Source organism: Kitasatospora sp. NPDC029312 (genome assembly GCF_055569215.1).
The window spans coordinates 67,715-83,212 of record NZ_JBVHXY010000030.1 but is presented as its reverse complement, the minus strand read 5'-3'; the positions used below and the strand labels follow the sequence as shown (position 1 = coordinate 83,212).

15 protein-coding genes are annotated in these 15,498 nt (G+C 72.6%); 7 read left to right on the top strand and 8 right to left on the bottom strand.

Annotated features, from left to right (window positions below; genetic code table 11):
• Window positions 1-255: 255 nt before the first annotated feature.
• From ACZ4WV_RS23810 to ACZ4WV_RS23800, 3 genes are all read right to left on the bottom strand, one after another.
• Window positions 256-1,515 carry an alpha/beta hydrolase gene (locus ACZ4WV_RS23810; RefSeq protein WP_465749874.1) on the bottom strand — a complete coding sequence of 420 codons (1,260 nt, stop codon included), beginning with the start codon at window positions 1,513-1,515 and terminating at the stop codon, window positions 256-258.
• Between the two features lie 129 nt (window positions 1,516-1,644).
• Window positions 1,645-1,866: a DUF397 domain-containing protein gene (locus ACZ4WV_RS23805; RefSeq protein WP_465749872.1), complete on the bottom strand. Its 222-nt coding sequence runs from the start codon at window positions 1,864-1,866 to the stop codon at window positions 1,645-1,647.
• Window positions 1,863-2,708: a helix-turn-helix domain-containing protein gene (locus tag ACZ4WV_RS23800; RefSeq protein WP_465749870.1), complete on the bottom strand. Its 846-nt coding sequence runs from the start codon at window positions 2,706-2,708 to the stop codon at window positions 1,863-1,865. Before ACZ4WV_RS23800 ends, ACZ4WV_RS23805 begins: the two co-directional genes overlap by 4 nt.
• A gap of 309 nt (window positions 2,709-3,017) precedes the next feature.
• Here ACZ4WV_RS23800 and ACZ4WV_RS23795 point away from each other — a divergent pair, with 309 nt between their 5' ends.
• Genes ACZ4WV_RS23795 through ACZ4WV_RS23785 form a run of 3 tightly spaced genes read left to right on the top strand, consistent with a single transcriptional unit; the run spans window position 3,018 to window position 3,858 of the window.
• Window positions 3,018-3,410, top strand: coding sequence for an ATP-binding protein (locus ACZ4WV_RS23795; RefSeq protein ID WP_465749868.1), 393 nt, complete (start codon window positions 3,018-3,020; stop codon window positions 3,408-3,410).
• Window positions 3,407-3,685: a hypothetical protein gene (locus ACZ4WV_RS23790; protein WP_465749866.1), complete on the top strand. Its 279-nt coding sequence runs from the start codon at window positions 3,407-3,409 to the stop codon at window positions 3,683-3,685. Before ACZ4WV_RS23795 ends, ACZ4WV_RS23790 begins: the two co-directional genes overlap by 4 nt.
• Window positions 3,682-3,858 (top strand): hypothetical protein, encoded by a 177-nt coding sequence (locus ACZ4WV_RS23785; RefSeq protein ID WP_465749864.1) that lies wholly within the window; start codon window positions 3,682-3,684, stop codon window positions 3,856-3,858. Before ACZ4WV_RS23790 ends, ACZ4WV_RS23785 begins: the two co-directional genes overlap by 4 nt.
• Before the next feature lie 63 nt (window positions 3,859-3,921).
• On the opposite strand, the gene ACZ4WV_RS23780 is transcribed toward ACZ4WV_RS23785, so the two are convergent.
• The gene (locus ACZ4WV_RS23780; protein WP_465749904.1) at window positions 3,922-4,353 is read right to left on the bottom strand and encodes an SRPBCC family protein; all 432 of its coding nucleotides are present in this window, start codon (window positions 4,351-4,353) and stop codon (window positions 3,922-3,924) included.
• Window positions 4,354-4,471: 118 nt separating this feature from the next.
• On the opposite strand from ACZ4WV_RS23780, the gene ACZ4WV_RS23775 reads away from it, so the two are divergent.
• On the top strand, window positions 4,472-4,993 hold the full coding sequence (locus tag ACZ4WV_RS23775) for a GNAT family N-acetyltransferase (protein WP_465749862.1): 522 nt from the start codon (window positions 4,472-4,474) through the stop codon (window positions 4,991-4,993).
• Window positions 4,994-5,093: 100 nt separating this feature from the next.
• Here ACZ4WV_RS23775 and soxR read toward each other — a convergent pair whose 3' ends face one another.
• Window positions 5,094-5,600 (bottom strand): redox-sensitive transcriptional activator SoxR, encoded by a 507-nt coding sequence (gene soxR, locus ACZ4WV_RS23770; RefSeq protein WP_465749860.1) that lies wholly within the window; start codon window positions 5,598-5,600, stop codon window positions 5,094-5,096.
• 57 nt (window positions 5,601-5,657) lie between these two features.
• Between soxR and ACZ4WV_RS23765 the strand changes: the two genes are divergently transcribed.
• Entirely contained in the window at window positions 5,658-6,371 is a 714-nt protein-coding gene (locus tag ACZ4WV_RS23765) for a thiamine pyrophosphate-dependent enzyme (protein ID WP_465749858.1), read from the top strand.
• Window positions 6,372-6,431: 60 nt separating this feature from the next.
• Window positions 6,432-7,325 (top strand): transketolase family protein, encoded by an 894-nt coding sequence (locus ACZ4WV_RS23760; protein ID WP_465749856.1) that lies wholly within the window; start codon window positions 6,432-6,434, stop codon window positions 7,323-7,325.
• A gap of 95 nt (window positions 7,326-7,420) precedes the next feature.
• On the opposite strand, the gene treZ is transcribed toward ACZ4WV_RS23760, so the two are convergent.
• From treZ to glgX, 3 genes are all read right to left on the bottom strand, one after another.
• Window positions 7,421-9,151, bottom strand: a complete 1,731-nt coding sequence (gene treZ, locus ACZ4WV_RS23755) for a malto-oligosyltrehalose trehalohydrolase (protein WP_465749854.1) — start codon at window positions 9,149-9,151, stop codon at window positions 7,421-7,423.
• Between the two features lie 3 nt (window positions 9,152-9,154).
• Window positions 9,155-11,575, bottom strand: coding sequence for a malto-oligosyltrehalose synthase (gene treY, locus ACZ4WV_RS23750; RefSeq protein ID WP_465749852.1), 2,421 nt, complete (start codon window positions 11,573-11,575; stop codon window positions 9,155-9,157).
• Between the two features lie 112 nt (window positions 11,576-11,687).
• Window positions 11,688-13,811 (bottom strand): glycogen debranching protein GlgX, encoded by a 2,124-nt coding sequence (gene glgX / locus ACZ4WV_RS23745; RefSeq protein ID WP_465749850.1) that lies wholly within the window; start codon window positions 13,809-13,811, stop codon window positions 11,688-11,690.
• Between the two features lie 390 nt (window positions 13,812-14,201).
• Between glgX and ACZ4WV_RS23740 the strand changes: the two genes are divergently transcribed.
• The gene (locus ACZ4WV_RS23740) at window positions 14,202-15,470 is read left to right on the top strand and encodes an SAV2148 family HEPN domain-containing protein (protein ID WP_465749849.1); all 1,269 of its coding nucleotides are present in this window, start codon (window positions 14,202-14,204) and stop codon (window positions 15,468-15,470) included.
• Window positions 15,471-15,498: the final 28 nt, after the last annotated feature.

The window sequence follows — 15,498 nt, the reverse complement described above, 5'->3', positions numbered from 1 at the left end:
TGTCGACGGCGGACGAAACCTATGCCACGCGAGCGCCGCTAGCAAAGCGAGATTCCTCCAGGGGCGGGTGGTGTGCGGCAGGTGTATCGGTCCGGTGGGGCACCTGTGTGCGAATGCGGCGGAACCGGTGGGTGCTTGGGGCGGGGCTGCGCCTCCCCACCGGGCGGTACGGAAGGCACGCGGTTCGGGTGGGGCCGGTACCGAATCCGGACTGAACCCGGACCGGCCTGTTACGCGCGCGGCGGCGGCCCGCCGCTACGGCCGGGTGCCCGGGACGGCGAGTTGTTGGGCGAGCCAGGGGAGGGCCTGGGTGAAGGTCGTGGCGCCGGTCTGCCAGGTGTGGCGGCCGGGGGCGATGGCGCTGGTGGTGCGGATGCCGTCGCGCTTGGCGGCGGCGTCCAGGGCCTTGGCGGACTCGATCTGGCCGTGTTCCTCGTCGCCCTGGCCGAAGAAGCCGGAGACGCCCTGGTACTTGGGGTGGTGGGCGAGGACGGTCAGCGGGTCGTGGGCCGCCCAGGCCGCGGTGTCGCCGCCGTAGAGCTCCTGGACGGTGTGGTCCTTGTCGCCGATGTAGGGGCCCTTGTCGCCGGAGAAGTCGCCGAAGTGGGTGAAGACGGTGGGGTGTTCGACCACCAGGTCGACGGCGCAGGTGCCGCCCATCGACCAGCCGGCCACGCCCCACTTGTGCGGGTCGGTGGCCGCGTTGAAGGTCTTCTGCACGAACGGGGGGACGTCCTTGACAAGGTGGCTCTCGGCGTTGCCGTGCGGGCCGTCCACGCACTCGGTGTCCACCCGGAAGCCGCCGGTGGCGTCCACGAAGACCAGGATCGGGGCGAAGCCGTTGTGCTTGGCGGCGAACTCGTCGGCGGTCCGGACGGCGTTGCCGGAGCGGATCCAGTTGTCGGGTGCCGCGAACTCGCCGCCGATCATCTCCAGCACCGGGAGCTTGGGCCGGGTCTGGCTACGGAACCAGGCGGGCGGCAGGTAGACCAGCTCCTGGCGGTGGGCGAAGCCGCTGGCGGTGTCCGGTATGTCGACCTGGACGATGCGGCCGGTCTTGGTCTTGCCGTGGATCGAGGCGAGCTCGGCCAGGGTGATCTGGTCCGGGAGCGGCTGCCCGCTGAGCTCGCCGATCGCGTCGTCGATCGTCGGGTAGTAGCCGGTGGCGATGTTCACGCTGTTCGCCGCGCAGAACAGCGCGAGCAGGACGCTCGGCGCCACCAGTGCCCGCCGCCACCACCTCGCGCCGCGCCAGCCGAAGGCCAGCACGCTGAGCGCCGCGATCGCCACCCCGCTCCACAGCCACACCTCGAACGGGATCGGATCGGTGATCCCGGACAGGGTGACCACACCGACGGCCGCCGCCGCGGTCAGCACCAGCGCCGTCCCGAGCGCGATGGGCCCCCGCCTGCGCCGCCAGGTCCCGTCCCGCAGGCCGACGGCGGCCAGGAACAGGGCGACGGCGGCGGCCCGGACCGTCCACGGGAACCAGCCGTCGAGCAGGGAGACGTTCATGCGCGGAGGGTAGGCGCGGGACATGAGAGGCCGGTGAGAGCCTGGGAGGCCGCTGGGCGTCGGCTGGGAGCTCGTCGGCCGGGAAACGGGCGGCCCCGCGCGGTGCGCGGGGCCGCCCGGTGTGCTGTATCAGGGCACGGTGGGGAAGTCGGAGGAACGGATGCCGGCGATGAAGGACCGCCACGCCTCGGGGGTGAAGGCGAGAGCCGGGCCGTGGGGGTCCTTGCTGTCGCGGACCGGGATGTGACCGGTGACGCCGTCGGCTACTTCGACGCAGTTGTCATTCGGGTTGCTGGCGGTCGCCTTCTTCCACTGCACGGGAAGTGCGGAGGCGACAGGGAAGTGGGTCACTTGAACGTGTCTCTCTTCTGTGTGATGAGGTTGCGCGACTCTTCGAGGGACAATGCTGTTGCCATGATTTCGTCGAACGCCGCCCGGTAGATGTCGACTTGATCCGGGTCTTCGACCCAGTTGCTGCTGAGCATCCCGCTGAGCAGAACCAGGTCGAGGTCACGCTGTCGAAACTCCAGGAGCGCGAAGGATCCGGTCATCCCGGGATGCGGGGGAGCCATGGCCGGCATGACCTGAATCCTGATGTTGGGGAGCTGGCTGAACTGCAACAGCTTGTCCAGCTGATCCGCCATCACGCCCGGGGCGGCGCTCATGGACAGGGCGGCCTCGTGAATCACGGCCCAGAGCTTCAGTGGGTTCTCGGACCGGGTCAGAACGGACTGCCTGTTGATCCGGACTTCGACCCGCTCTTCGACGCTCGGTTTGTTTATCACGCCGCTGGAGATGATGGCGTGGGCATACTGGCGGGTCTGAAGCAACCCGGGGATGTAGGCAGACTCGTATGACTTGTTGCCTACGGCGGTCTCCTCCAGGCGGATCAAGTCCGTGTAGAGCGGGTTCAGCTGCTCGTATCCCGCCATCCAGCCCGGCCGCCGCTTGTCTCGGAGGATCTCGACGAGGACTTCCTTGAGTTCCTGGTCGCACTCGTAGAAGTCGAGCAAGGCCCGGACCACATCGGGCTTCAGCTGGACGCGGGCGTTCTCGTAGCGGCTGAGCTTGACCAGGTTGACACCGTCGACCTGGGCGACGACCTCCTCGGCCGAGAGGTTCTTCAGCTCGCGAAGCCTCCTCAGCTCAGCGGCGATGCGCCGGTATCGCACGGCTGGCACTGCGACTGCCATCTATCTGACCCCTCCAGAGCGTTCAGGAACCAGTGTGCATGCGAGCGGTGACGATTCGCCACCACCTGCGGAAGCGTAGAGGGCGGACCTTGCCCCAAGAGCTGAAAGTTTTCATACTTCCTCGGCTTGCCTTGCGATCTATCGCGCGAGTGCTCCATGCTGTTCGTAACGAAGCGCTGACGTTCAGTGACAGGCATGGCATGTGGCTGCGTCGCACCTACGGGCGCTTCGCGTTCGACGTGCGCGGGCCCGTGACGGTCCGCCCCGCCCGGCCTTCTCCACTCGCAGTGCCTGGAAGGTGACTTCGCCGTGTCCCGAAACTCCTCCACCCTCTGGCTGCCGCGCAGCCGCCGCTCGCCCGCCATCGCCCGCCGGCGGGTCCACTCCCTCCTCTCCTCGATCCCGGACGGGGAGCGCTTCCTGGACTCCGGCCTGGTGGTCGCCACCGAACTCGTCACCAACGCGGTTCTGCACGGCACACCGGTCGGCCGCCTGATCTACTTCGTGCTCGACGTCGATGCCGCCCGCCTCCGCATCGAGGTCCACGACTCCCTCGGGGACCGCGCGCCCGTCCTCGCGGTGTCCGGTCTCGACGGCGAGACCGGACGCGGACTCCGGCTCGTCGACTCGCTCGCCAAGCGCTGGGGCTGCTGCCCGCGCCGGCCCGTGGGCAAGATCGTCTGGGGCGAGGTGGCCGCGTGAGGGCCGATCACGACATCCTGGTGGAGGTGCCCGGCGTCAGGGCGCCGGTCGTCCGCGTTCTCGACGCCTCGACGCTCGAGGAGATCTGGGCCTCGGTCCGGTTCCTTCCGATGGCGAGGGACCGAGTCCGGTGCCTGGAGCGTCAGTTCACCGGACCGTGCGCCGAGCGGGACGTCATCCGCCACCTCGCCGCGCACCCCGTCCTCGTCATCCCCCTTGGTGATGACCACGAGGTGCGCATCAGCTGGGCCGACCCCGTCGAGGAGCACGGGTGATCGACCGCATCCGGGACTGGTGGTTCCTGCACTGCTCGCGCACCCCCGTCGCCAGGCTCCTGCGAGCGGAACGGCGGCGTCTGGCCGCCGAGTTGACGCGCTGGCTGCCCGAGGCCTCGGCTGCGGTCCGAAGACGTGTGCTGGAGGTGATCGCGCACGACGCGTCGGGTTGAGGGTGCCGCCCGCGAGGGGCCGGGGCCCCGAGGTGCCCGGCGCGCCTCGGGGCCCGGCCGTCGTCAGCCGGTGAAGTGCTCGCGCAGCGCGGCGAGGCCGGAGGTGAAGACGCCGTGCACGCGGTCGGTGGACTCCTTGCGGTGCTCGGGATCGATGTCGAAGGTGACGCTCCACTCGACGAAGCTGGCGTCCAGCTCGGTCACCGGGGTGACCTGCAGGGCGGCCCGGTAGCCGTCGAAGTGGAAGGTGCCGTCGGGGAAGCTGTAGGTGTAGCTGCGGGCCTCCTCGTCGTAGGCGAGCAGCGTCTCGCGCAGCTCCACGCCGTCGAGGTCGAAGATCCGCACCGAGCCGATCGTGTTGCCCGGCAGCCCGTTGCCGAGCCGGCTCACCGGCAGGTGGGGGTGCCAGTCGCCGAGGCCGTGGAAGTCCCCGACCAGCTCCCACACCCGCTCGGCCCGGGCTTCCACCACCGTACTGACCCTGATGCCGGCCATGCTGGCCACCGCCGTTCCTGACGTTCGGTAAGGACGCTCACCATCCTCGGGCCGGCGGCCGGTCGGGCGCCAGGGGGCGGGCCGCAGGAGCGTCGGCGGTGGTGCCTAGGGTGGAGGGATGAGCGATGAAACGGTCTCCCTGCGCCCGATAGCCGAAGCCGACCTGCCCGCGTTCGGCAGGCTGGTCAACGATCCGGAGGTGGTGGGTGAGTACCAGTGGTACGGCTGGCGGCATCAGGAGCGGTTCCGGCGGCGGTGGGAGGAGCACGGGCTGCTCGGGGACGACCAGTGGATCTTCGCGGTCGTGGCCGACGGCGAGTTCTGCGGCTTCGTCGCCGCCCGCCGCAAGGGCATGCTGCCGACCGCCCAGTACTGGAGCATCGGCATCCAACTGGCGCCGCAGGCGCGCGGGCGGGGGATCGGGACGCAGGCCCAACGGCTGCTGGTGGACTACCTGTTCGCGCACACGCCGGTGATGCGACTGGAGGCGGACACCGAGGTCGGCAACATCGCCGAGCAGCGTGCCCTGGAGAAGGTCGGCTTCACCCGCGAGGGCGTGCACCGCGCGGTGACCTTCCGGGCCGGTGCATGGCGGGACTCGGTGGTGTACGGCCTGCTGCGCACCGACCCCCGGCCCTAGCGGGCCTCGAACCACTCCTCGGCGAGGGCATCCAGCGTCCGCGCCGAGGGCTTCAACTCCCCTGCTTGACAAGGCAGGGAGGCCCTGCGGCAACGGCCTGTCAGGCGCCGCCGAGTTCGGCGGCCGGGTCGGGGCTGCGCAGGTAGTGGGCGCCGGGGCCGACCCTGCCGAGCCGATCGTCGGCGTTGTAGAGGGCGCAGCGGGTCAGGGAGAGGCAGCCGCAGCCGATGCAGCCGGTGAGCCTGGCCTTGAGCCTTTCCAGTTCGGCGATCTGCTGGTCGATGCGGTCCTGCCAGGCCGTGGCGACCCGGTCCCATTCGGTGCCGCTGGGTGCGGGGCGTTCGGGCAGGCCGTCCAGGGCGTCGCGGGCCTCGTCGAGGGAGAGGCCGACCCGCTGGGCGGCGCGCACGAAGGCGATCCGGCGCAGCATGCCGCGAGCGTAGCGGCGCTGGCCGCCGCTGGTGCGGGTGGCCTGGATCAGGCCGAGGCTCTCGTAGTAGCGCAGCGCGGAGTGGGCGAGGCCGCTGCGGGCGGAGAGCTGGCCGATGGTCAGGAGGTCTGCCGGGCGCGGGCCGGCGGCGCGGGCGTCGTCGGATTTCGCCGTCATGGGGGCTGAGTGTAGCCGCTTGACTTAAAGTTCGCTTGAGGTTGCACGATCGGTGGCATGACGACGAACACGAGCACGGAAGCCGTCGGCCGGGCCCGCTTCGAGGACCTCCAGGCCCTGATGGCGCTGATGACCGGTGACGAGAAGCACGACGTGGCCGCGACCTCCACGCTGGACGCGCTCTGGGTGCTGTACGACCGGGTGCTGAGGGTCACCCCGGAGACCGCCGAGGCGCAGGACCGCGACCGGTTCCTGCTCTCCAAGGGCCATGGCCCGATGGCCTACTACGCGGTGCTGACGGCCAAGGGCTTCCTCGGTCCCGCCCTCCTGCCGGGCTTCGGCGGCTACGACTCGCCGCTGGGCTACCACCCGGACCGCATGCTGCTGCCCGGCGTGGAGATCTCCTCCGGCTCGCTCGGCCACGGCCTGCCGCTGGCCGTCGGCACGGCCCTCGGGCTGCGGGCGCAGGGGCTGACCGACCCGGCGGTGTGGGTGCTGGTCGGTGACGCCGAGTTCGACGAGGGCTCCAACCACGAGGCGGTGGCCTTCGCCGGAGCGTACGGGCTGGACCGGCTGCACGCGGTGGTGATCGACAACTCCTCGGCCACCCACGGCTGGCAGGGCGGCATCGCCCAGCGCTTCGCGGCCGCGGGCTGGTCCACCGCGACGGTGGACGGCCGCGACCACGAGGCCCTGTACCGCGCCTTCACCGCCGAGCACCCGGGCCGCCCGCACGTGGTGGTCGCCCGGGTGGAGCCGAAGAACTCCTGAGCCCTCCCGGCGCCACCCCGCCACCCGGAACAACACCAGGAAAACGAAAGGCAGTTCCCGATGGACACCATGCGCGAGCGCTTCGTCGCCGTCACCACCCGCCTGCTGGACGAGGACCCCCGGCTGGCCGTCGTCCTGGCCGACATCACTGCGGCCGCCTTCGAACCGGCCCGGGACCGTCATCCCGACCGGGTGGTCAACGTCGGCATCCGCGAGCAGCTGCTGATCGGTGCGGCCGGCGGGCTGGCGCTCAGCGGGATGCGACCGATCGCCCACACCTTCGCCAGCTTCCTGGTCGAACGGCCCTTCGAGCAGCTCAAGTTGAGCCTGGTGCACCAAGGCGTCGGCGCCGTCCTGGTCAGCGCGGGCGGCTCCTACGACAACCCGGCGGCCGGCCGCACCCACATGTCCCCGGGCGACGTCGCCCTGCTGGACACCCTGCCGGACTGGACGGTGCACGTCCCCGGCCACCCGGACGAGGCCGAGCAGCTGCTGAAGCACGCCGTCGCGGACGGCGACCGCAACGTCTACGTCCGGCTCTCCAACCACCAGAACGCCGCGCCCGTGGCGGTCGAACCGGGCCGCTTCACCACCGTGCGGACGGGCTCGCACGGCGTGGTGCTGGCCGTCGGCCCGATGCTGGACGCGGTGCTGGCCGCGACCGAGGGCCTGGACGCCACCGTGCTGTACGCGGCGACGGTGCGCCCCTTCGACGCCGCAGGGCTGCGCGCCGCGGCGGGCGAGCGGGCGGACGTGGTGCTGGTGGAGCCGTACCTGGCGGGCACGTCGGCGAACGAGGTGCACGCGGCGCTGGCCGACCGCCCGCACCGGGTGCTGGCCCTCGGCGTGCCGCGCGAGGAGCACCGGCACTACGGCTCGATGGCGGAGCACCTGACCGCCTACGGCCTGGACGCGCCGGCGCTGCGGGAGCGGATCGGCACCTTCCTCTGGTAGGTCAGCGCGCCCTGGTGAGTCGGGCGAGCCCCGGCGGGTCAGGCGAGCTCTGACGAGTCGGGCGAGCCCTGGCAGGTCAAGCGCGCCCTGGCGGGTCAGACGCGCACGATGGCCGCCGCGTCCGGCGCCAGCCGCAGCGCCCTGCCCTCCAGCACCGCCGCCCCGAAGGCCGCCACCACCTCCCGGCCGGCGGCCTCCAGCGGCAGCGCGGCCTCGGCCGGGCCCAGGTTGACCGCCACCCGGTACGGCCCCCGGTGCACCACCAGCCAGCCCGCCTCCTCCTCGAACGCGACCCGCACCGCGCCAAGATCCGGGTCGGACAGCTCCGGCCGTTCGCGCCGCAGCCGGAGCAACCGTCGGTACCAGTCGAGGAGTTCGGCGTGCGGCCGGCGCCGTGGCTCGGTCCAGTCGAGCACCGAGCGCAGCACGGTGGCCGGCTCCTGGGGATCCGGGACGGCCTCGGCGGCCCAGCCGTGCTCGGCGAACTCCCGCCGCCTGCCCTGCCGGACGGCCTCCGCGAGGGCCGGGTCGGTGTGGTCGGTGAAGTACTGCCACGGGGTGGCGGCGCCCCACTCCTCGCCCATGAACAGCATCGGGGTGAACGGCGAGGTGAGCACCAGCGCGGCGCCGCAGGCGAGCCGGCCGGTGGGCAGGGCGGCGGAGATGCGGTCCCCGAGGGCCCGGTTGCCGACCTGGTCGTGGGTCTGCAGGTAGCCGAGCAGCCGGTGGCCCCCGTCCGGCGGGAACGGCCGGCCGTGGTGGCGCTGCCGGAAGGAGGACCAGGTGCCGTCGTGGAAGTACCCGCGGGTCAGCGCCTTGGCGACGGCGGCCAGCGGGGCGCGCGCGAAGTCCCCGTAGTAGCCCTGGGATTCGCCGGTGAGCGCGCAGTGCAGGGCGTGGTGGAAGTCGTCGCTCCACTGGGCGGTGAGGCCGTGGCCCCCGGCCTCGCGGGCGGCGGTGGTGCGCGGGGTGTTCTGGTCGGACTCGGCGACCAGGAACAGCGGCCGGTTGACGGCCACCGCCAACTTCTCTACCGCGCAGGAGAGTTCCTCCAGGAAGTGCACCGCCCGGTCGTCCGCGAGGGCGTGCACCGCGTCCAGCCGCAGGCCGTCGATCCGGTAGTCGCGCAGCCAGGCCAGGGCGCTGTCGATCAGGTAGCGGCGCACCTCGTCCGAGCCGGGGGCGTCCAGGTTGACCGCCGAACCCCACGGGGTGTGGTGCCGGTCGGTGAAGTACGGCCCGAAGGAGGGCAGATGGTTGCCGGACGGCCCCAGGTGGTTGTGGACCACGTCCAGCACCACCCCGAGGCCCTTGCGGTGCGCGGCGTCCACGAAGCGCTTGAGCCCCTCGGGCCCGCCGTAGGGCTCGTGGACGGCCCACAGCGAGACGCCGTCGTAGCCCCAGCCGTGCCGGCCGGGGAACGGGCAGACCGGCATCAGCTCGACGAAGTCCACGCCCAACTCGACCAGGTGGTCCAGGCGTTCCGCGGCGGCGTCGAAGGTCCCGCTCGCCGTGAAGGTGCCGACGTGCAGTTCATAGAGCACCGAGCCGGGCAGCGGGCGGCCGTGCCAGCCGGTCCGCGACCAGCGGAAGGCGGCGTGGTCCACCGCCCGGCTCGGGCCGTCGGGGCCGTACGGCTGCCGGGGCGAGCGCGGGTCGGGCAGCGGCGGGCCGCCGTCGAGGCGGAAGGCGTAGTCGCCGTCGGGAGCCTCGCCGGCCCACCAGCCGTCCCGGTCGGCGCAGCGCGCCAACGCGTGCTCCGTGCCCCGGACCTCCACGGTGACGCGGGAGGCCGCGTACGGCGCCCACACCTCGTAGCGCGGCATCGCTCAGCCCCTCCTCGTCAGCAGCGCCACCGGTTGGGTCGCGAACAGCTCCGCCACCGGCACCGGCCCGGCCGGGAAGCCCCGCAGGGTCAGCTCGTCCGTCCAGGGGCCGCCCGCCGGCAGCTCCAGGACGGTGTCCCGCCAGCCGCCCGCCCGCTCCAGCCCGTACGGCAGCCGGGTGACGACGGTGACCACGTCCTCGCCGCGGGCGAAGGCCAGCAGGTGGTCGGCGGCGGGGCCGCCGGCGGCCAGCGGGCGGTAGGCGCCGAGCGGACGGGCGCGGCGCAGGTGCAGCGCGGTGGTGGTCAGGTGCAGCTTCTCCCGGGCGAGGTCACCGGGGCGCGCTGCGGCCGAGTCGGTGAGCCGCACGGCGAGCGCGCCGAGGTCCACCACGCCCCGGTTGTCCGGGTCGACCAGGGTGTACAGCGGCTCCTCGCTGCCCTGGTAGAGGTCGGGCACCCCCGGGATGGTCAGGTGCAGCAGGGCGGCGGCCAGGGTGTTGGCGCGGGCGTACGGGGCGAGCGCGTGCACCAGGCCCTCGATCCGGGGCAGCAGCGCGGGGTTGGTGTGGACGGCGCGGGCCCGCTCCTCCAGCGCCTGTTCGTAGCGCTGGTCTGGGGCCGTCCAGGAGGTGTGCAGCTTGGCCTCGCGGGCGGCCTTGAGCAGGGCGGCGACCAGCCGGTCCGGGTCGATCGGCCAGGCGGCGACCAGGGTGTGCCAGAGCAGCCAGTCGGCGTCGCGGTCGAAGCCGGGCCCGGCGGCGGTGGACCAGGCGGCGGCCTCGGCGGCCCAGGCCCCGGGCTGCTCGGCGAGGACGGCGAGCCGGGCCCGGGCGTCGGCGCTGCGCTTGGTGTCGTGGGTGGAGAGCACGGTCATGCTGTGCGGCCAGGTGCGTTCCAGGTACCGGCACCAGTCGTGGAACTCCGCCGGGGCCACCCCGGGCCGGGCGGGCTCGCCGCCGACCTCGTTCAGGCCGGGCAGCGCGTTCCAGCGGTAGAAGGCGGTGTCCTCGACGCCCTTGGCGGCCACGGCGGCGGCGGTCTGGGCGAAGCGCGCGCAGAACTCGTCCTTGTCGGGGCTGCGGCCCAGCTCGCCGAGCGCCAGCGCGGCCACCAGGCGCTCGGTCGGGTCGTCCGCGCCGGCCGACTGCAGCGGGTCGTCGAAGACCGGCTCCCCGGGCACCGCGTAGGGCCGGTACACCGGATAGTCGGTGAGCAGCCGCCGCACCGCCGCGCGCAGCTGCCGGGGCGCGTGGTCGGCGTGCGCGGCCTCGGCGGCGCCGATCCGCAGCGCGATCCGCACCAGCCGCTCGACCTCGGCGGCCAGCTCGCCGCCCGGCCCGGTCATGTCGGCCCGTCCGCGCCGGGCGGCGGCGATCGCCGGGTGCGGGTCCTGGCAGAGGTCGCGGACCGGGCCGCCGTGCAGGAAGGACTCGTACGCCCCGGCCAGCCGGCAGGCGCCCGTGCGGTCGATGAGCACGCCGTCGATCCGGCGCAGTGCGTCGTAGCCGGTGGTGCCCGCCACCGGCCAGTCCTCGGGCAGCCGCTCCTCGCCGGTGAGGATCTTCTCGACCACGGTGTACGCGCCGCCCGTGGCATCGGAGAGGCGGCGCAGGTAGCCGCGCGGGTCGGCGAGCCCGTCCGGGTGGTCGATCCGGAAGCCGTCCAGGACCCCGTCGGCGTGCAGCCGCAGCAGCACGGCGTGGGTGGCGGCGAAGACTTCCGGCTCCTCGACCCGGACGGCGATCAGTTCGTTGACGGTGAAGAAGCGCCGGTAGTTGAGCTCGGTGCGGGCCAGCTGCCACCAGGCGAGCCGGTACCACTGCCGGGCCAGCAGCTCGGGCAGCGGCAGCGTGCCGGTGCCGGGGCGCAGCGGCAGTTCGTGGGTGTGGTAGCGGAGCACCTCGCCGTCCACGGTCAGCTGGTCCAGGACGGCGCCGAGCCGGTCGCCGAGCAGCGGCAGCAGCACCCGCCCGCGCCCGGGGGCGTCGGCGGGTCCGGGCTGGGCGGTCCAGTCGATGTCGAACCAGCGCGCGTACGGCGAGTCGGGGCCGTCCCGCAGCACCTGCCAGAGCGGCGCGTTGAGCCGTTCGGGGACGGGCACGGCCATGTGGTTGGGCACCACGTCGGCGATCAGCCGCAGTCCGTGCCGGTGCGCCTCGGCGGCCAGGGCGCGCAGCGCCGCCTCGCCGCCGAGCTGTTCGCTGATCCGGGTGTGGTCGACGGTGTCGTAGCCGTGGGTGGAGCCGGGGGCGGCTTCCAGGAGCGGGGACAGGTGCAGGTGGGAGACACCGAGGGCGGCGAGGTAGGGGACGGCGGCGGTGGCGTTGCGCAGGGTGAAGCCGGGCTGGAGTTGGAGCCGGTAGGAGGAGGTGGGGACGGTGGCGGCCGGGCGGGGCTGCGAGGGCTCGGCGGCGGAGGTCATAGGTCCATAGGTACCCGGCCGGGGCCGCCGCCAAGACCCGCTGCTGACCCGAACAGGTGAGCGGCCCCCGCGGGCGCGGGGCCCGCGGCGGGCCCCGGCGGCGGCGCGCCGGTCACGCGGGCCGCTGCAGCACCATCAGGGAGCGGTCGGTGAGCCAGAGGGCGTCCCCGGCCTTGACCCTCGTCCCGGTGCCCGGGGCGGGCAGCCGGGGCTGCGCGGTGTCGACCACGACCTGCCACTCCTGCCCGTGGCCGACCGGCACGGTGAACTCCAGCGGCTCGAAGTGGGCGTTGAACATCAGCAGGAAGGAGTCGTCGATGATCCGCCCGCCGCGCCGGTCCGGCTCGGAGATGGCGTAGCCGTTGAGGAAGACGGTCAGCGACTTGGCGTAGCTGGTGCCCCAGTTGTGCTTGGTCATCTCCTCCCCGGCCGGAGTGAACCAGGCGATGTCGGTGAGGTCGTCGTACCCGCCGGAGGCGGACACCGGGCGTCCGTGGAAGAACCGCCGCCGCCGGAACACCGGGTGGTCGCGGCGCAGCCAGATCATCCCCTGGGTGAACTCCAGCAGCCGGGCCTGCGGCCCGTCGTCCTCGGGCCAGTGCACCCAGGTGAGCTCGTTGTCCTGGCAGTAGGCGTTGTTGTTGCCCAGCTGGGTGCGGCCGAGCTCGTCGCCGTGCGAGAGCATCGGCACGCCCTGGGAGAGCATCAGGGTGGCGATGAAGTTGCGCTGCTGGCGGGCGCGCAGCTCCTCGACGGCCGGGTCGGTGGTGGGGCCCTCGACGCCGCAGTTCCAGGAGCGGTTGAAGGACTCGCCGTCCCGGTTGTCCTCGCCGTTGGCCTCGTTGTGCTTCTCGTTGTACGAGACGAGGTCGCGCAGGGTGAAGCCGTCGTGGCAGGTCACGAAGTTGATCGAGGCGATCGGGCGGCGGCCGTCGTCCTGGTAGAGGTCGGAGGAGCCGGTGAGCCGGGAGCCGAACTCGGCGAGGGTGGCGTTCTCGCCGCGCCACAGGTCGCGCACGGTGTCCCGGTACATGCCGTTCCACTCCGTCCACAGCGGGGGGAAGTTGCCGACCTGGTAGCCGCCCTCGCCGAGGTCCCAGGGTTCGGCGATCAGCTTGGCCTGGGAGACCACCGGGTCCTGCTGGACCAGGTCGAAGAAGGAGGACAGCCGGTCGACCTCGTGGAACTGCCGGGCGAGGGTGGCGGCGAGGTCGAAGCGGAAGCCGTCCACGTGCATCTCGGTGACCCAGTAGCGCAGCGAGTCCATGATCAGCTGGAGCACGTGCGGGCTGCGCATCAGCAGGCTGTTGCCGGTGCCGGTGGTGTCCTCGTAGAAGCGCTGGTCCTGGGCGAGGCGGTAGTAGGAGACGTTGTCCAGGCCGCGCAGCGAGAGCGTCGGGCCCAGGTGGTTGCCCTCGGCGGTGTGGTTGTAGACGACGTCGAGGATGACCTCGATGCCGGCCGCGTGCAGCGCCTTGACCATGGACTTGAACTCCTGCACCTGCTGGCCGCGGTCGCCGGTGGAGGAGTAGGAGGAGTGCGGGGCGAAGAAGCCGATCGTGTTGTAGCCCCAGTAGTTGGCCAGGCCCAGGTCGCGCAGCCGGTGGTCGCGGACGAACTGGTGCACGGGCATCAGCTCGATCGCGGTGACGCCGAGCTTGGCCAGGTGTTCGATCACCGCCGGGTGGGCCAGGCCCGCGTAGGTGCCGCGGATCTCCTCGGGGATGCCGGGGTGCAGCTGGGTGAGGCCCTTGACGTGGGCCTCGTAGATGACGGTGCGGTGGTAGTCGGTGCGCGGCGGGTGGTCGGTGCCCCAGTCGAAGTACGGGTTGATCACCACGGAGTGCATGGTGTGCGGGGCGGAGTCGAGGTCGTTGCGGCGCTCGGGGGCGCCGAAGTGGTAGCCGTAGACCGACTCGTCCCAGTCGATGTGGCCGCTCATCGCTTTGGCGTACGGGTCCAGCAGCAGTTTCGCGCTGTTGTGCCGCTGGCCCAGGCCCGGGTTGTACGGCCCGTGCACGCGGAAGCCGTAGCGCTGGCCGGGCTGGACGCCGGGGAGGTAGGCGTGGCGGACGAAGGCGTCCGTCTCGCGCAGTTCGATGGCCGTCTCCGAGCCGTCCTCGTCGATCAGGCACAGCTCGATCCGGTCGGCGCTCTCCGAGAACACCGCGAAGTTGGTGCCGACCCCGTCGTAGGTGGCACCGAGGGGGTAGGGCTTACCGGGCCAGACCTGCATGAGTCCTCAACTTCCTTGCTGCCGACTGAAACTGACATCTAGTCCGACAATCTGCCCGGACCCGGACGCTCTTTTTCCCGGCCGGGCGGCCGGGCATGTGCGACGTTCGCACGCCGTGACGTACGGCACAGCCCGCATACTCCCCGAGGCCTTCCCCGGTGGCCGGGAGATAGCGCCGGGGTTAGCCCGAACGGGTGTCCAGTGGCGAATCTTGTGAAGAGTGCGCCCGGTGGTACGGGCGAGACCGCCGCGCATCCGGCTGCGGGCGGCTCGCGGCGGGCAGTACCCTTGATCGTCCGGCCGCCCCGGCCGCCCCGGCGGACTCTCGACAGTTCGTCAACGGTCCCCGCGCCCGCGGGGGCCGGCTGCAGCAACCAGATGAGGTGGCGCATGGTGTTCCCCGCCGGCGGCCGTGGCCCCGGGCCCGACGGTCCCGACCGGGGCGGTGCCCGCAGCGAGGCGCCCACCGTGGTCATGCGCCCCACCGGCCGCACGCTGGTGCCCGCCCAGGGCGGCCCCGTCGAGGTCCCCGCCCTCGCCTGGTCGACCGGTGAGTGGGAGGACGCCTACCAGCGGGTCCGGCTGTCCGGCCGCGCCTACGTCTGGCTCAACCTGGTCGAGCAGCGGCTGCGCTCCCTGGTCGACGAGGTGCTGCACCCCATCTACGCCCCCGCGCACGGCGAGGACTGGGTCACCGCCGCCGCCGGACCGGCCGGCGAGGAGTGGGCCCACCGGGCCGGCGCCGTGCGCGAGGTCAGCCGGCGCAAGGGCTACCTCCTCGACCCGGCCGACGACGATCCGCTGGTCTTCCTCACCCTGCCCCAGCTGCGCGAGCTGATGGTCCAGCACTGGCCCTGCTTCGAGCCCTACCTCGCCGACCGGCGCGAGATCGAACTCGCCCTGGACGAACTCGAAGTGGCCCGGCACGTGGTCTCCCGCAACCGGGTGCTCACCCAGACCGTGCTGGCCCAGACCGAGCGCGCCGCCGCCCGGCTGCTCGCCGTGCTGGACGGCGGCGCGGGCGGGGTGCCCGCCGACGTGGTGGAGTCCCTGGTCGCCGGGCGCTACGCGGACGTCGTCGCGGTGCACGCCGACCGCGTCCGGCTGCAGCGCGACCTGCCGGTGGAGGACCTGCTGGACGGCGCCCGCCGCCTGGACGCGCTCGGCATCGGCCTCGGCATGCTCTGCCAGAACTACACCGGCAAACGCCTGGTGCGCCTGGCCGGCGAAGGCTGCCGGGTGCGCCTGCTGTTCCTCAACCCGGCGAGCAGCGCGGTGCGCCGTCGCGAGCGCGAACTCGGCCTCTCCCGAGGCGAGTTGTCCCGCTCCATCGAGATGAACATCATGCACGTGCGCCGGGTCCGGGCCCGGCTGCGGGACCAGGGCGGCTTCGAGATCAGGGTCTTCGACGAGACCCCGCGCTTCACCGCCTACCTGGTCGAGGGCCCCCGCCCCACCGGCCAGGTCGGCGGCCGCCGGCAGAGCCGCGACCTCGGCGTCATCCAGCCCTACCTGCGCCGCTCCCGGGGCATGGAATCCCCGGCGCTCATCCTGCGCGGCGGCGCCGGCCAGCAGCCGGGCGGCACCGAACCCGGACTGCTGGAGGTCTACCGCGAGGAGTTCGAGGGGATCTGGGCGGACTCCCGGTCCGTATCCTGAGAAAACCGCTGGTCACAGGCGCGCGGCC

Bases quoted from the DNA above. Each gene is read 5' to 3' on its own strand.
- ACZ4WV_RS23775 (WP_465749862.1), top strand. From the start codon at position 4,472: ATGAGCGATGAAACGGTCTCCCTGCGCCCGATAGCCGAAGCCGACCTG.
- ACZ4WV_RS23740 (WP_465749849.1), top strand. From the start codon at position 14,202: ATGGTGTTCCCCGCCGGCGGCCGTGGCCCCGGGCCCGACGGTCCCGAC.
- ACZ4WV_RS23765 (WP_465749858.1), top strand. From the start codon at position 5,658: ATGACGACGAACACGAGCACGGAAGCCGTCGGCCGGGCCCGCTTCGAG.
- soxR (WP_465749860.1), bottom strand. From the start codon at position 5,600: ATGACGGCGAAATCCGACGACGCCCGCGCCGCCGGCCCGCGCCCGGCA.
- treZ (WP_465749854.1), bottom strand. From the start codon at position 9,151: ATGCCGCGCTACGAGGTGTGGGCGCCGTACGCGGCCTCCCGCGTCACC.
- ACZ4WV_RS23800 (WP_465749870.1), bottom strand. From the start codon at position 2,708: ATGGCAGTCGCAGTGCCAGCCGTGCGATACCGGCGCATCGCCGCTGAG.
- ACZ4WV_RS23780 (WP_465749904.1), bottom strand. From the start codon at position 4,353: ATGGCCGGCATCAGGGTCAGTACGGTGGTGGAAGCCCGGGCCGAGCGG.
- treY (WP_465749852.1), bottom strand. From the start codon at position 11,575: ATGACCTCCGCCGCCGAGCCCTCGCAGCCCCGCCCGGCCGCCACCGTC.
- ACZ4WV_RS23810 (WP_465749874.1), bottom strand. From the start codon at position 1,515: ATGAACGTCTCCCTGCTCGACGGCTGGTTCCCGTGGACGGTCCGGGCC.
- ACZ4WV_RS23760 (WP_465749856.1), top strand. From the start codon at position 6,432: ATGGACACCATGCGCGAGCGCTTCGTCGCCGTCACCACCCGCCTGCTG.
- glgX (WP_465749850.1), bottom strand. From the start codon at position 13,811: ATGCAGGTCTGGCCCGGTAAGCCCTACCCCCTCGGTGCCACCTACGAC.